The sequence below is a fragment of the Paracoccus thiocyanatus genome (genome assembly GCF_900156255.1).
GTDB lineage: Bacteria > Pseudomonadota > Alphaproteobacteria > Rhodobacterales > Rhodobacteraceae > Paracoccus > Paracoccus thiocyanatus.
Genome location: NZ_FTMK01000003.1, coordinates 222,921 through 235,927 on the forward strand (window position 1 = coordinate 222,921; position 13,007 = coordinate 235,927).

Annotated in this window: 14 protein-coding genes, 1 pseudogene and 1 riboswitch; of the genes and pseudogenes, 8 read left to right on the plus strand and 7 right to left on the minus strand. The window is 68.0% G+C overall.

Annotated elements, in window-relative coordinates:
* The first annotated feature begins 50 nt into the window (after nucleotides 1-50).
* A complete protein-coding gene (gene hflK / locus F3H32_RS03950) occupies nucleotides 51-1,289 on the plus strand; it encodes an FtsH protease activity modulator HflK (RefSeq protein WP_149764582.1) in 1,239 nt (412 codons plus the stop codon).
* Nucleotides 1,289-2,446: a protease modulator HflC gene (gene hflC / locus F3H32_RS03955; protein ID WP_149764584.1), complete on the plus strand. Its 1,158-nt coding sequence runs from the start codon at nucleotides 1,289-1,291 to the stop codon at nucleotides 2,444-2,446. Before hflK ends, hflC begins: the two co-directional genes overlap by 1 nt.
* Before the next feature lie 79 nt (nucleotides 2,447-2,525).
* Here hflC and F3H32_RS03960 read toward each other — a convergent pair whose 3' ends face one another.
* Nucleotides 2,526-3,713 carry an AI-2E family transporter gene (locus F3H32_RS03960; RefSeq protein WP_149764586.1) on the minus strand — a complete coding sequence of 396 codons (1,188 nt, stop codon included), beginning with the start codon at nucleotides 3,711-3,713 and terminating at the stop codon, nucleotides 2,526-2,528.
* Between the two features lie 190 nt (nucleotides 3,714-3,903).
* Nucleotides 3,904-4,035: riboswitch (TPP riboswitch) on the plus strand.
* A gap of 179 nt (nucleotides 4,036-4,214) precedes the next feature.
* On the opposite strand from F3H32_RS03960, the pseudogene F3H32_RS18045 reads away from it, so the two are divergent.
* Both F3H32_RS18045 and F3H32_RS17825 read left to right on the plus strand, forming a co-directional pair.
* Nucleotides 4,215-4,352, plus strand: a pseudogene (locus F3H32_RS18045) (TenA family protein); the annotation flags it as partial.
* A gap of 100 nt (nucleotides 4,353-4,452) precedes the next feature.
* On the plus strand, nucleotides 4,453-4,743 hold the full coding sequence (locus tag F3H32_RS17825; protein WP_223191337.1) for a hypothetical protein: 291 nt from the start codon (nucleotides 4,453-4,455) through the stop codon (nucleotides 4,741-4,743).
* Nucleotides 4,744-4,872: 129 nt separating this feature from the next.
* Here F3H32_RS17825 and F3H32_RS03970 read toward each other — a convergent pair whose 3' ends face one another.
* Complete coding sequence (locus F3H32_RS03970; protein ID WP_115756443.1) at nucleotides 4,873-5,196, minus strand: TIGR02300 family protein; 324 nt, start codon at nucleotides 5,194-5,196, stop codon at nucleotides 4,873-4,875.
* 148 nt (nucleotides 5,197-5,344) lie between these two features.
* Here F3H32_RS03970 and F3H32_RS03975 point away from each other — a divergent pair, with 148 nt between their 5' ends.
* On the plus strand, nucleotides 5,345-6,028 hold the full coding sequence (locus tag F3H32_RS03975) for a M48 family metallopeptidase (protein WP_149764588.1): 684 nt from the start codon (nucleotides 5,345-5,347) through the stop codon (nucleotides 6,026-6,028).
* A 45-nt stretch (nucleotides 6,029-6,073) separates the two neighbouring features.
* On the plus strand, nucleotides 6,074-6,718 hold the full coding sequence (locus F3H32_RS03980) for a GntR family transcriptional regulator (RefSeq protein ID WP_149764590.1): 645 nt from the start codon (nucleotides 6,074-6,076) through the stop codon (nucleotides 6,716-6,718).
* 51 nt (nucleotides 6,719-6,769) lie between these two features.
* Here F3H32_RS03980 and F3H32_RS03985 read toward each other — a convergent pair whose 3' ends face one another.
* From F3H32_RS03985 to scpA, 4 genes are all read right to left on the minus strand, one after another.
* Nucleotides 6,770-8,086 carry a homoserine dehydrogenase gene (locus F3H32_RS03985; RefSeq protein ID WP_149764592.1) on the minus strand — a complete coding sequence of 439 codons (1,317 nt, stop codon included), beginning with the start codon at nucleotides 8,084-8,086 and terminating at the stop codon, nucleotides 6,770-6,772.
* 67 nt (nucleotides 8,087-8,153) lie between these two features.
* A complete protein-coding gene (locus F3H32_RS03990; protein WP_149764594.1) occupies nucleotides 8,154-8,687 on the minus strand; it encodes a hypothetical protein in 534 nt (177 codons plus the stop codon).
* Nucleotides 8,688-8,774: 87 nt separating this feature from the next.
* On the minus strand, nucleotides 8,775-9,260 hold the full coding sequence (locus F3H32_RS03995; RefSeq protein WP_188128581.1) for a GNAT family N-acetyltransferase: 486 nt from the start codon (nucleotides 9,258-9,260) through the stop codon (nucleotides 8,775-8,777).
* A 109-nt stretch (nucleotides 9,261-9,369) separates the two neighbouring features.
* Nucleotides 9,370-11,514 (minus strand): methylmalonyl-CoA mutase, encoded by a 2,145-nt coding sequence (gene scpA / locus F3H32_RS04000; protein ID WP_149764598.1) that lies wholly within the window; start codon nucleotides 11,512-11,514, stop codon nucleotides 9,370-9,372.
* A 57-nt stretch (nucleotides 11,515-11,571) separates the two neighbouring features.
* On the opposite strand from scpA, the gene F3H32_RS04005 reads away from it, so the two are divergent.
* Together F3H32_RS04005 and F3H32_RS04010 are read left to right on the plus strand one after the other, a co-directional pair.
* The gene (locus tag F3H32_RS04005; protein WP_149764600.1) at nucleotides 11,572-12,099 is read left to right on the plus strand and encodes a DUF4174 domain-containing protein; all 528 of its coding nucleotides are present in this window, start codon (nucleotides 11,572-11,574) and stop codon (nucleotides 12,097-12,099) included.
* A 99-nt stretch (nucleotides 12,100-12,198) separates the two neighbouring features.
* The gene (locus F3H32_RS04010) at nucleotides 12,199-12,381 is read left to right on the plus strand and encodes a hypothetical protein (RefSeq protein ID WP_115756448.1); all 183 of its coding nucleotides are present in this window, start codon (nucleotides 12,199-12,201) and stop codon (nucleotides 12,379-12,381) included.
* Here the strand turns inward: F3H32_RS04010 and F3H32_RS04015 are convergent.
* Nucleotides 12,347-13,006: a hypothetical protein gene (locus F3H32_RS04015; protein WP_149764602.1), complete on the minus strand. Its 660-nt coding sequence runs from the start codon at nucleotides 13,004-13,006 to the stop codon at nucleotides 12,347-12,349. The two genes, F3H32_RS04010 and F3H32_RS04015, sit on opposite strands and share 35 nt — an antisense overlap.
* Nucleotide 13,007 lies beyond the last annotated feature (1 nt).

Sequence of the window (13,007 nt, forward strand, 5' to 3'; positions counted from 1 at the left end):
CCGAAGACACCAGTTTCAACCAGACAGACATCAAGCGAGGCACGAGAGGCATGGCAGGACAAGGCCCCTGGGGCGGCGGAGACGATGGCAAGGGCGGCAAACAGCCTCCGCAAGGCGGCGGCCAGCCGCCCTGGGGCAGCCCCGGCGGCGGCAAGGATGATCGCCCGCAAGGTCCGCGCCGCGGCGACCAGATCCCCGAGATCGAGGAACTGGTGCGCAAGGGCCAGGACCGGCTGCGCGTGCTGATGGGCGGCAAGGGCGGCGGCGGCGGTGGCCGCGGCACCGGGCCGCGCCGGCCGCAGGGCCCGCAATTCCAGATGAGCCGCGGCACCTGGGGCGTCGCGGCGCTGGCGGTGCTGGCGCTTTGGGCCTTTTCCAGCTTCTACACCGTCAAGCCCGAGGAACGCGCGGTCGAACTGCTGTTCGGCAAGCCCGTTGGCACCGGCGAGCCGGGCCTGAACTTCGCGCCCTGGCCCTTTATCACCGCCGAAGTGGTGCAGGTCTCGGGCGAGCGGACCACGGAAATCGGCACCGGCCGGGCGGGGCCGATGGATTCGGGTCTGATGCTGACGCGCGACCAGAATATCGTGGACATGGCCTATCAGGTGGTCTGGAACATCTCGGACCCCGAGAAATTCCTGTTCAACCTGGCCGACCCCGATGACACGATCCGCGCCGTTTCGGAATCCGCCATGCGCGACATCGTGGCGCGTTCGGAACTGGCGCCGATCCTGAACCGCGACCGCGGCGCCATTGCCGACGACCTGAAGCTGGCGGCGCAGAACACGCTGAACGACTATGAAGCCGGGATCAACGTGCTGCGCGTCAACCTGGACCGCGCCGACCCCCCGCGCGAAGTGATCGACAGCTTCCGCGAGGTGCAGGCCGCCCAGCAGGAACGCGACCGGCTGGAGAAAGAGGCCGACGCCTATGCCAACCGCGTGCTGGCCAGCGCCCGAGGCGAGGCCGCCGCCATGATCGAACGCGCCGAAGCCTATCGCGCCGAGGCCGTGAACAATGCCGAGGGCGAGGCCGCGCGCTTCAATTCGGTCTATGAAGAATATGTCAAGGCGCCCGAGGTCACGCGGCGTCGCATGTATCTGGAAACCATGGAAAAGGTTCTGGGTGGCGTGAACAAGGTCATCCTGGACGGCGAGGCCGGGCAGGGTGTCGTGCCCTATCTGCCGCTGGATCAGCTACGCAGCGGGTCCGCGGCTTCGGGCGGCGGTTCCGGCAGCGCCAGTTCCGCGACCACCAATTCCGGCAATACCAGCGGGGGGAACCAGTGATGAACCGTGCAATCTCGCTTCTGGCGCTGCCTTTCCTGGTTGTGGTGGCGTTTCTGGTCGTCGCCTCGCTTTATATCGTCGATGTGCGCGAAAAGGGCCTGGTCCTGCGCTTCGGCGAGGTGGTCGAGGTGCGCGAGCAGCCCGGCCTGGGCATCAAGGTGCCCTTCCTGGACAATGTGGTGAAATACGATGCCCGCATCCTGGGCCTGCCGACCCAGCCGATGGAGGTCACGCCGCTGGACGACCGCCGCCTGGTGGTCGATGCCTTTGCGCGCTGGCAGATCACCGATGTGGTGCAGTTCCGCCGCGCCGTGGGTTCGGGCGGCGTCGAATTCGCGCAGCGCCGGCTAGAGCCGATCGTGACCAATGCGATCCGGCAGGTGCTGGGCTCGGTGCCCTCGACCACGGTGCTGTCGGATGACCGCACCCAGTTGATGAACCGCATTCGCGATCTTGCGCGCGAGGATGCGCAGGACCTGGGCGTGCGCGTCATCGACGTGCGCCTGACCCGCACCGACCTGCCCGAGCAGAACCTGACCGCGACCTATGCCCGGATGCGGGCCGAGCGCGAACGCGAGGCCGCGGACGAGATCGCGCGCGGCGGCGAGGCGGCGCAGCGCGTGCGCGCCGCGGCCGACCGCACCGTGGTCGAACTGACCTCGGAGGCCCGGAAGCGCGCCGAAGTGGTGCGCGGCGAGGCCGACGCCCGCCGCAACGCCATCTATGCCGGCGCCTTTGGCCGCGACCCCGAGTTCTTTGCCTTTACCCGCTCGATGACCTCTTACGAGCGGGCGCTGAAGGGCGAGAACAGTTCGCTGGTGATCCAGCCGCAGGGCGAGTTCTTCGACTATTTGCGCAATGACGGTTCGGACAAGGCAAACCCGGTGCCGACCCCGGCCGCCGCGGCCTCGCCGGCAGAAGACGAGCCCGCGGAAGAAACCACCACCGAAGGCGCGCTGCAACCGGGCGAAACGCCGGCACCGACCGAAACCAATCGCGAAGGCCAGCCGCTGGGTGCAGGCGCCGGCGTGACGCTGACGCCGCTGCCGGAATCGCTGGCCAGCCCGCCGCAGCAAGAGCCGATCGTGCCGCCCGCCCCGGCCGCCGAGCCCGCCCCAGCCGCCGAGCCCGAGTCCGAACCCGCCCCGGCGGACTAAGCCGGACCTGACGGCAGGAAAGCCAAAGGGCGGAACGCTGCGGCGCTCCGCCCTTTTTTCGTCGCCGTCGGGATTTGGGTCAGCCGCGGGCCGGCGGCTCTGGCCGACGCGGGGCCTCTTCGGCGATCTCGCGCTGCCATTCGCGCCAGATCGAGACCAGCAGCGCCATCAGCACCGGCCCGACGAACAGGCCGACGATGCCCATGGTCTTGACCCCGCCGACCAGGCCGAAAAACGTCGGCAGGAAGGGCAGCTTGACCGGCCCGCCGACCAGCACGGGCCGGATGGTCTTGTCGACCACGAACAGCTCGCAAGTGCCCCACAGGAACAGCGCCGCCCCGGCCAGGGGCGTGCCGCTGGCCACCAGATAGGCCGAAACCAGGGTAAAGGACAGCGGCGCGCCGCCGGGGATCAGCGCCATGAAGCCGGTGATGACCCCAAAGGTCACGGGCGACGGCACGCCGGCCAGCCAATAGGCCACGCCCAGGATCACCCCTTCGCCGATGGCGATCAGCGTCATCCCGGTCACGGTCGAACTGATCGTCGCCGGCACCACCCGCGACAGCCGGCTCCAGCGGTCGGGCAGGATGCGGCGCCCGACCTGGTCGATCTGCGCCACGATCTTGTCGCCGTCGCGGTATAGCACGAACAGCGTGATCAGCATGAACAGCAGCGTCAGCGCCAGGTGAAAGGCCAGCGTCCCCGCCGTCACCGCACCGCGATAGATCGCCCCGATGTTCGAGCCGCTGACAAGTTGCACGATCTCGCTGATGCCGCCGGGCCGGCCGATATAGGTCTGCCAGCTTTCGTCCAGCCAGTCGCCGATCTGCGGCAGATCGACCATCCAGCCCGGCGGCGGCGCGCCCGAACTGTTGACCAGGATCGCCCAGTTGATCCAGTCGCGCAATTCGCGAAAGGCATAGATCAGCGCCATGGCGATGGGGATCAGCAGAAAGCAGACCAGCACCAGCACCAGGACGGTGGCGGCCCCGGTGCGGCCCAGGTTCAGCCGGTGGGCCGCGCGCTCGCGCAGCGGCCAGCTTGCCAGCGCGATCACCATCGCCGCCAGCACCGGCACCAGGAAGCCATGGAAGAAATAGATCGAGGCCGCCACGATGGCCAGCAGCAGCCAGCGCGCCGCCGAGATATTCGTCACCAAAGGCGGCCGGTGCAGGCGCAGCCCGACCTGGTTCGGGGTTTGCCGCAGGGCGGCGGGATCGTTCGGTTCTGGCACGGTCGTGGTTTTTGGCATTTCGCCCGTCGTCATGGTCCCGATCCTGACTGCGGGCGGGTGCGCCCGCCCTGCCGCAACGAGATAGCATCTGGCCACGGGCTGCAAGCCGGAATGCCGTCTGGGGCCCGGCCGGCCGCGCATTTCGCGGCTCACGATTCTGTGGGCGCAACGCGGTCCGCCGCGTCCCATGAGAGGTGACAGCCGTCCTTCACCGCGCTAGCCTGGCGCCACCAAGGGGAGCCCCGGCAAGGGGCTGAGAAACCGCTGGCCCTATGCGACCTGGCGACGGGCGGCGCGGTGACTCTTCGAACCTGACCCGGATCATGCCGGCGGAGGAATGGGAATGATCTACCTGCCTTTTCCCGGCCTTACCCGCAAGGCCGCCCGCAGCGACGGCCTTGCCCCAGCCATGAGGGCATGATGACCGAAAGCTTCTTCGAAACCCTGCGCCGGGAATGCGCGGCGCAATGATCCGCCGCCGTCGGCCACCGCTTTGTGGGCGAATTGTGCGACGGCAGCATCGCGGATGCGGCGATGGCGCGCTATCTGGTGCAGGACCATCGCTTCCTCGACGCTTTCCTGACGCTTCTGGGCGCGGCCATCGCCTCGGCCGACCGCTTCGAATCGCGGCTGCGCTTCGGTCGCTTCGCCGGCATGATCTCGGGCGAGGAGAACGATTATTTCCTGCGCGCCTTTGCTGCGCTTGAGATAAGCGAGGCGGAGCGCGTCGCCATTCCCGACAGCGCGCCCATGGCCGGGTATTCAGGCATTGATGCGCGAGGCGGCGGCGACACGCAGCTATCCCGCCGCCCTTGCGGTGCTGAACGTGGCCGAGGGACTTTATCTCGACTGGGCCATGCGCGCGCCCAAGCCCCTGCCGAAGAACTTTGTCCATGCCGAATGGATCACCCTGCATGACAATCCGTTCTTTCGCGATTTCGTCGGTTTCCTGCGGGATGAGTTGGACCGGGTCGGACCCCGGGCGGCGGACCAGGCGCGCGATTTCTTCCGCCGCGCCGTCACGCTGGAGTTGGCGTTTTTCGAGGATGCCTACGCGGCCTAGCCCTCGATCCCGGACGGTTCCACGTCGGACGCGCTGCCGGGCGGTCTGCCGATGGTCCGCATCGTCCCTGCCATAAAAAAAGGCCCCGGCGCGCCACGCGCTCCGGGGCCGCCAGGGATGTTCCGGCGCTTATTCTTCGTCGTTTTCGGGCACGTCGGCGATGTCGTCCAGCGACATGTCGCCATCGTCATCGTCATCGTCCAGAAGATCGTCGTCCAGATCGCCGGTATCGGCGTCATCGTCCAGATCCTCGTCCTCGACCAGGTTGGTGCGCCTCTCTTCGCGCGCCGCCGCCTTTTCGGAAATCAGCGAACGCGAGCGGCCGCTGGTCAGGCTTTCCACGGTGAACTCTGCGCCGCAGGCGGGACAGGTCATCGGGTCGTTCATCAGGTCATAGAAGCGCGTCGCGCAATGGGGGCAAAGGCGTTTCGTGCCCCATTCCTCTTTGGGCATGGTGTTCTCTTTCTGCCGAATTCAGCTAAATCCGCTGTCCCCTGCCACAGCCGGGACAGGCTGTCAAAGCCTTTTCCCCCTTGCAGGCCGCCAGCGGTGCGGGGGAAACATGGACAGGCGAATGGCCCTTGGCAAGATGCGGGATGGAATGGACAGGATTCTGGTCGGCGGCGATATTCCGGTGACGCTGCGACGCTCGGGCCGGGCGCGGCGGATGATCCTGCGCGTGACCCGCGTGGGCGGCGAGGTGGTGCTGACCCTGCCCAGCCGCACCAGCATGTCGGCAGGCCGCATCTTTGCCGAGTCGCGGGTCGAATGGCTGCGGCGCACCCGCGCCGAGATGGCGCCGTTGCAACGCGTCGACCACGGCGCCCTGCTGCCGGTCGAGGGGCGGGCGCGCCGCATCGCGCCCCATGACGGCCGGCGCGTCGAACTGACCGACGAGGCGCTGCTGGTGCCGCAGGGCCGTCCCGCCGGGCTGGTGGTCGAGGTCTGGCTGAAGCACCTGGCCCAGGCGCGGCTGGTCGCGGCCTGCGACCGCCACGCGGCTGTGGCGGGGCGCAGCTTTCGCGCGCTTGCGCTGCGCGACACCCGTTCGCGCTGGGGCAGTTGCAGCCATGATGGACGGCTGATGTTTTCCTGGCGCCTGGCCATGGCCCCGCCCCAGGTGCTGGACTATGTCGCCGCGCACGAGGTCGCGCATCTTCTGCACATGGATCATTCGCCGGCCTTCTGGGCCGCGACCGGGCGGCTGGTGCCGGATTATGCGCGCCCGCGCGACTGGCTGCGCCAGCATGGCCACGAACTTTTGTCCTGGCGGTTCCGGCCCTGAACGCGGCGGCTTGACGGCGGCTGAATTTGTGATCACACAGCCGGCATGACAGCGACGCGATCCTCGGAAACTTCGGCCCATGAGCGGCTTTACCGCAACCTGCGCCAGCGCATCATGCTGGGCGAACTGCCGCCCGGCCTGGCGCTGACCCTGCGCGGCATCGCGGCCGAGCATCGCGTCTCGATGACCCCCGCGCGCGAGGCGGTGCGCCGGCTGGTTGCCGAAGGGGCGCTGTCGCTGTCGTCATCGGGGCGGATCGCCACGCCGGAATTGTCGGTCGAGCGGATCGAGGAACTGGCGGCGCTGCGCGGGCTGATCGAGCCGGAACTGGCCGCCCGCGCCCTGCCGCGCGCCCACCAGGCGCTGATCGAACGCATGGCCGTCATCAACGCCGCCATCGGCGACGCGGCCGACAGCCACGACGCCATCGGCTATATCCGCACCAACCTGGAGTTTCACCGCCTGCTTTACCTGCGCGCGCAGGCCCCGGCGATGCTGGCCATCGTCGAGACGGTGTGGCTGCAACTCGGCCCCACCATGCGCGTGGTCTATGGCCGGATGAAGCGCAACGAGGCGCCGCGCCATCATCGCATGATCCTGGCCTCGCTGCGCGCCGGGGACGAGCCGGGGTTGCGCCTGGCGGTGCGCGCCGACGTGACGCATGGGTTGCGCCACCTGGGCAGCGCCTGACCGCGGGCGGGCCGGGTTTCTTCGTTGTGAAAATACCCGGCGCGCGGCGGTTCAGACCTCTTCGATGCGCAGCTCGACCGGCTCGCCGGCGATGACGCCGGTGCGGGGCAGGGCCTCGATGGCGTGGTCGATGGCCTCGGGCGTGGTCTTGTGGGTGACGATCAGCACCGGGGCCACGCCTTCGGTCTGCTGGTGGCCGTATTGGCGCATCCGGTCGATCGAGATGCCGGCATCGCCCAGGATCGAGGCGACCTTGGCCAGCGCCCCCGGCTTGTCGGTCAGTTGCAGGCGGATGTAATAGGCCGCCGGCACCGCGGTCCGCGCCGGCTGCGGGCTGGCCAGCATCGCTGCCGGCTGGCCGAAACTGGGCATCCTGACGCCGCGCGCGATTTCGACCACGTCCGACATGACGGCGCTGGCGGTCGGGCCTTCGCCCGCCCCGGCCCCGCGCAGGACGATCTGGCCCACGGCATCGCCCTCGATCACCACCATGTTGGTGCCGCCCTGCAATTGCCCCAGGGGGCTGTCGGCGGGGACGAGACAGGGGGACATGCGCTGTTCCAGCCCGCGCCCGGTCATCTGCGCCACGCCCAGAAGTTTGATGCGATAGCCCATGTCGGCGGCGCGGCGGATGTCGTCGATGCTGACCCGCTCGATCCCCTCGATTTCGACCGCGCCAAAGCTGGGCCGGGTGCCAAAGGCGATGGCGGCCAGGATCGCCAGCTTGTGGCTGGCGTCGATGCCGCCCACGTCCAGCGTCGGGTCGGCCTCCAGATAGCCCAGTTGCCGCGCCTCTTCGAAGACCTGCTCATAGGGCAGGCCGGCGCTTTCCATCCGGGTCAGGATATAGTTGCAGGTGCCGTTCATTACCCCCATGACGCGGCGGATCTCGTTGCCCGCCAGCGATTCGGCCAGCGCCTTGATGACCGGGATGCCGCCGGCCACCGCGGCCTCGAAGCGGATGACCCGGCCATTGGCCTCGGCCAGTTCGGCAAGCTCCTGGCCGTGGATGGCCAGCAGCGCCTTGTTGGCCGTCACCACGTCCTTGCCGGCGCGTAGCGCGGCCGTCACCGCCTCGCGGGCGATGCCCTCTTCTCCGCCGATCAGTTCGACCAGGACATCCACGTCCTCGCGCAGCGCCAGGGCGCGGGCGTCCTCTTCCCAGCCATAGCGGGACAGGTCCAGGTCGCGGTTCTTCATCCGGTCGCGGGCGCTGACGGCGGTGATGGCGACGGGCCGTCCGGCGCGCAGGGCCAACAGGGCGGCATGTTTCTGGATGATCTTGACGGTGCCGGCGCCGACCGTCCCCAGACCAGCGATGCCGAGACGAAGCGGAGAGGCGGTTTGCCCCGAATTCTGGGCGGACATGCGAAACTCTTCTCTATGGACCAGGCGGTGTTAGCGGATGGCGCAGGGGCTTGCAACGCGCATGGCGTCACGCCTGGTCGTCGCCGGCCCAATAGCCCGCGACCCCGGTGGCGCGCATCACCCGCAGCACGCGGGTGCCGATCTCGACCGTGCTTTCGCGGATACGCTCCAGATCGTCGATCGCCAGCGGCTGGCGCTGCACCTCGCCCCTGGTGTTGACAAAGGCGGGATGCCAGCGCGCCCTGTCCTCGGCCGGCCGCCACGAGGCATGGCACAGCAGGTTGCGCTCCAGCCGGATCTCGCCCAGCCGGTCGGTGATCTTGTTGCGGTCGCGCAACCCCGGATAGCGGCGCATGGCGGCATCCAGCTGGTCGATCAGCGTGCCCATGGAATCATCGGCGATTGCGCCCATGCGGGTCAGCCAGATCTGCAACTCGGCCTCGGACAGGTCGTCGGCCAGCCGGGCGCGGTCCAGGGCATAGATGGTGCGCTTGATGATTTCTTCCAGCCAGCCAAAGCTTGCCACGCAATGCCCCAGCGCGGCGGCGAAATCCGCGGGCAGGGTGTAATGCGTCTCGGGCGGCGCGCCTATCCTTGCCATGATGCCCCCATCATCTTCTTGCCCATCCCGCCCCTGCCTGCCGGGCGCGAGTTTTCCACGGCGCCTGCCGGCAGGCAAGCCGGGGGTTCACAGGAACCTATGCATCAGCACCAGGTCCAGCCAGCGGCCGAACTTGCGCCCTGCCTGCGCCACCAGCCCGACCTGGCGATAGCCGATGGCGCGGTGAAAACCGATGCCCGCCAGGTTTTCGGCGCAAACCGCGGCAATCATGCCATGCGCGCCGCCGGCGCGGGCGTGATCCTCGATCGCCGCCATCAGCGCCCCACCGATCCCGCGCCTGCGCGCGGCGGGCGGCAGGATGACGGTATGCTCCATGCAATGCGCATAGCCAATGCCGGGCCGGAACTGGTCATAGCTCGCCAGCCCCAGCACCGCGCCGGCCGCCTCGGCGACCAAGAACGCCCGGCCCGCGGCCCGGCGGCCGGCGATCATCCGCGCCAGCCCATCGGCGGTCTTTTCCTCGCTGGAAAAGGTGATCGACGTCTCGCGGATCAGCGGGTTCCAGAAGGCCAGGAGCGCCGGAATATCCCTGTCGGTCGCAGGACGCAGCATCATCGCGGGGCCTCCTTGCCGGCGCCGCCCCTGGGGCGAGGGCAGCGCGCTTCACCGTTTCCCAAATACTCATGCGGCCGCGATGCCGGGCGCCCCGGCCGCAGGCTTGTCACGCCGGCCGCGCCCTGCGGATCAGGTCCAGGATGTCGCGCGCGGCCGAGGGGATGTTGGTCCCCGGCCCGAAGATCGCCTTCACCCCGGCTCTTTTCAGGAAATCGTAATCCTGCTGCGGGATCACGCCGCCGCAGATCACGATGATGTCGCCCGCGCCCTGATCCTTCAGCGCCGCGATCAGCTTGGGGGCCAGGGTCTTGTGGCCGGCCGCCTGGCTGGAAATCCCCACCACATGCACGTCGTTGTCGATGGCGTCCTGCGCGGCTTCTTCGGGGGTCTGGAACAGCGGCCCCACATCGACGTCGAAGCCGATATCGGCGAATGCGGTGGCGATCACCTTGGCGCCGCGGTCATGGCCGTCCTGGCCCATCTTGACCACCAGCATGCGCGGCCGGCGGCCTTCCTCCTCGGCAAAGGTCTCGACGTCGCGCTGGATCTGCGCGAAACCGTCGTCGCCCTCATAGGCGGCCCCATAGACGCCGGCCAGGGTCTTGACCTCGGCGCGGTGGCGGCCGAATTCCTTTTCCATCGCCATGCTGATCTCTCCCACAGAAGCGCGCGCCCGCGCGGCCTCGACCGCGGCCTCCAGCAGGTTGCCGCCTTCCTTCGCCCGGCGCGACAATTCGGCCAGCGCCGCCTGGCATTGCGCCTCGTCCCGCGTCTCGCGCATCTTGTGCAGCCGCGCGATCTGCGCTTCGCGCACCTTGACGTTGTCGATGTCCAGGATGTCGATCGGATCCTCTTTCGCCAGGCGATACTTGTTCACGCCGACGATCACCTCCTCGCCGCGGTCGATCATGGCCTGGCGCCGCGCCGCGCTTTCCTCGATGCGCAGCTTGGGCATCCCCGAGGCGACGGCCTTGGTCATGCCGCCCATCGCCTCGACCTCCTCGATCAGCGCCCAGGCCTTTTCGGCCAGTTCCGCGGTCAGGCTCTCGACGTAATAGCTGCCGGCCAGCGGATCGACGACATGGGTGATGCCGGTTTCCTCTTGCAGGATCAGCTGGGTGTTGCGGGCGATGCGGGCGCTGAATTCGGTCGGCAGCGCGATGGCCTCGTCCAGCGCGTTGGTGTGCAGCGACTGGGTGCCGCCAAGCGCCGCCGCCATCGCCTCGTAAGCCGTGCGGACCACGTTGTTATAGGGGTCCTGTTCCTGCAAGCTGACGCCCGAGGTCTGGCAATGCGTGCGCAGCATCAGGCTGCCCGGCTTCTTCGGCTCGAACTCCTTCATGATCCGCGTCCACAGCAGGCGCGCGGCCCGCAGCTTGGCCGCCTCCATGAAGAAATTCATGCCGATGGCGAAAAAGAACGACAGCCGCCCGGCGAACTGGTCCACGTCCATCCCTGCCTTCAGCGCGGCGCGGACATATTCGCGCCCGTCGGCCAGGGTATAGGCCAGCTCCTGGACCAGGTTCGCCCCCGCCTCTTGCATGTGATAGCCCGAGATCGAGATCGAGTTGAACTTGGGCATCTCATTGCTGGTGTATTCGATGATGTCCGCGATGATCCGCATCGAGGGCTCGGGCGGATAGATATAGGTGTTGCGGACCATGAACTCTTTCAGGATGTCGTTCTGGATCGTGCCCGACAGCACGGCGCGGGAATGGCCCTGTTCCTCGCCGGTGACGATGAAATTGGCCAGGACCGGGATCACCGCGCCGTTCATGGTCATGGACACGGAAACTTTATCCAGCGGGATGCCGTCGAACAGGATCTTCATGTCCTCGACGCTGTCGATGGCGACGCCGGCCTTGCCCACGTCGCCCTCGACCCGCGGATGGTCGCTGTCATAGCCGCGATGCGTCGCCAGGTCGAAGGCGACCGAGACGCCCTGCTGCCCCGCCGCCAGCGCCTTGCGATAAAAGGCATTCGATTCCTCGGCGGTGGAAAAGCCTGCATATTGCCGGATGGTCCAGGGCCGGCCGGCATACATGGTGGCGCGCGGGCCGCGGGTGAATGGCTCGATCCCCGGCAGGCTGCCCAGGTGATCCAGGCCCTTCACGTCCGCCTCGGTGTAAAGCGGCTTGACCTCGATCCCTTCCAGCGTGTGCCAGGTCAGGCTGCCCGGATCGGCGCCTTTCAGCTCCTTGCTGGCGAGCCGGTGCCATTCATCCAGGGTGGCTTTCGTGCTTTCGGTCATCTTGTATCCTTTCCCATGGCCCCTCGGCTCTTATATGAATGAGAAGATGAGGGGACGATGAAACTGAAACGGTTGATTTTTCTGGCAATGGTGCCGCTGGTGGCGGCGATGGGACCCAAGCCCGAGGGCGAGGCGGACGGCCATCGCCCATATGTGCGCGGCGAAGTGCCCGCCGCGCGCAGCGAAAGCGACGCGCCGGCGCGCCCCGACAGGTCCGCGGTCGAGCTGACGGTCCTGTCCGCGGCCGAGGCCGAGCCGGCCGAGTTCCTGTGGCAGGCCCGGCCGGTGGTGATCTTTGCCAATACCGCCGCCGATCCCGCCTTTGTCGAGCAATTGGCGGCCCTGCGGCGCGACCCGGCGCCGCTGATCCTGCGCGACGTCGTGGTGATCACCGATACCGACCCGGCGGCAGCCAGCATCTGGCGCCGGCAATTGCGGCCCGAGGGGTTCTCGCTGGTGCTGATGGACAAGGACGGCCAGGTCAAGCAAAGGAAGCCCGTGCCCTGGTCGGTGCGCGAGATCACCCGCGCCATCGACAAGTTTCCGCTGCGCTTGCAGGAAATCGGCCGCGCCGGGCTGCCATAGGATGTTGCGAGAATCGCAACTCCTTCATTGCGACAAGGGGCTTGACGCCTTATCTTGGGGCCAGGGCAGAGGTGCTGCCTGCTGCAAAGGAGCTGTGCCATGGCGAAATCGTCCCTGACGCGCGTGACCGACAAGGCCGCTCCGCCCCGGCCGCGCAAGCCGGACCCGGCCACCGAACAGGTGGTCGAGCGGCTGCGCCGCACCCGCAGCGCGAATGAAATCACCAGTGTCATCGGCCTGAAACCCATCAGAGGCCGCTCCGGTCCGAAGATCGCTTATTAAGGCGATCACGCAGCCCGGCCAATTCGCCGGGCAAGGTGGCGGCGATCAGCCGGCCCGCATCTTCGCGCTGCTTGCGCAGCATGGCCTGGATCTCGGCCTCGCCGCCGCGCAGGCTGGCGGTCAGCACCTCCAGGACGTCCAGCCCCGCCTCGCGCGCTTCCTGGTTCAGCAGGATATAATCCAGCATCATGTCGGCGGTGCTTTCGGGACGGTTGCGGGCCATGCGGCGGATGGATTCGGCCATGGAATCCATGACCGCGATCAGCCGGTAATAGATGACCACCGGGTCGATCACCCCGCCCGGCAGCAGGTGGATGTCCGGCAGCACGGCGCGAAAGATGCGGTCGTTGCCGCTATGGACGATGACCAGGCCGGCATCGCCTTCCTCGATCTGCGACAGCAGCGTGTCAAAGCGCCCGCCCTGCACCTCGCGCTCCAGCGCGACGACATGGGCGCGCACCTCGGCCAGCAGGGCGCGCTGCACGTCCTCGACCCGCTCGGCGCGCAGCTTGGCGTCGCGGCGGCGGTTCTGGAACGCGACGACCCACCAGCCCGCGGCGATGAACAGCCCGGCGATGAACGCCTGCTGTCCCTGGGGGCTGAGATAGTCGTCCAGAAGCGGCATG